This is a genomic window from Planomonospora algeriensis, from assembly GCF_977012225.1.
In genome coordinates, this window is sequence record NZ_CDRNDK010000887.1 from 1 (window position 1) to 1,244 (window position 1,244).

The 1,244-nt window shown below is 75.4% G+C and carries 1 protein-coding gene; it reads right to left on the bottom strand.

What is annotated here, in order from left to right; all coding sequences use genetic code 11:
- Window positions 1-1,076 (bottom strand): MFS transporter (locus ACWJ6R_RS36650; RefSeq protein ID WP_449066596.1); only part of this gene is annotated, 1,076 nt, incomplete at its 3' end.
- Between the last annotated feature and the right edge of the window lie 168 nt (window positions 1,077-1,244).

Below are 1,244 nucleotides of genomic sequence, written 5' to 3' on the forward strand. Positions count from 1 at the left end.
CGCCGGAGGCCGCCCCGACCATGGACTGCGCGGCCAGCACGCGGCCCCCGCATCTGCGCGGCGGTGCCGAGCTGCGCGCGGGTGCTGACCGTGGTGTCGAGGACCACCGCGCCGGCCGCGATCGGCAGCAGCACGACGGCGAAGGAGAGCAGGCCCGGCATGACGCCGCTGAGCGCCTGCCCCACGCTGGTCAGGGCCGCGGCGGCGAACAGGATCGGGAACGTCAGCTGCGGTCTCGACGCCGCGTACAGGCCGCCGACCACGGCGCCGACGGCGAAGACGACCGACAGGACCCCGTACCCGGCGGCGCCCGCGCCCAGCGGGCCGTTGCTCATCGCGGCCATGGTGACCTGGTAGTTGCGGCCCAGGGCGCCCAGCACGAAGGCCGTGCCGAGCAGGACGAGCAGCCACCGGGTGCCCCCGATGTAGCGCAGCCCGGCCGTGATCCCGGCCTCCTTCGCCTCGGCACGCGGCAGGGGGTGCAGCTCCTCGCGGCGCATGGCGGCGATCGCCGCCATCACCACCACGAAGCTCAGCGCGTTGAGCGTGAACAGGGCCCCGGTCCCGGCGACGGGGATGAGGACGCCGGCGGCGCCCATGCCGAGGATGCGCCCGCCGGAGCTGATCACCGAGCCGAGGGCCAGGGCGTTGGGCAGGTCGTCGGGGCCGACCACCTCCGCGCCGAAGCGCCCCAGCGCGGGGCCGTCCAGGGCGGACACCACCCCGCCGAGGAGCGCGACCGCGTAGACGGGCCACACGCCGTCCGCGCCGCCGAGGGCGATCCCGGCCAGTACCGCGGCGAGCAGTCCGTGCAGGGCCTGGGTGGTCAGCAGCAGCGGGCGCGCGGGCAGGCGGTCGGCCAGGGAGCCCCCGGCGAAGGCGAGCAGCACGGTGGGCAGCGACTGCAGGAACAGGCCGAATCCCAGGCTGGTGGCCGAGCCGGTGATGGACAGCAGCAGCCAGTTTACGCCCAGCACCTGCATCCAGGTCCCGGCGACCGACAGGAAGTCCGCGCCCGCCCACAGGCGGTAGTTGCGGTGCCGCAGGGCGCGCAGCATTCGGGGGGTTCGGAGCACGGTGACGCTTCCTCGGTCGGATCCGTCAGCCGGCCAGCAGGCCGCCGACGCGGCCGGACCGGTCGAGGCCGGTGCCGCCGGCCAGGAGGCGGTCCAGGTCCTGCGCGGGCAGGGGCTTGCTGAACAGGTAGCCCTGGCCCAGCGGGCAGCGCATGTCGCGCAGGAACT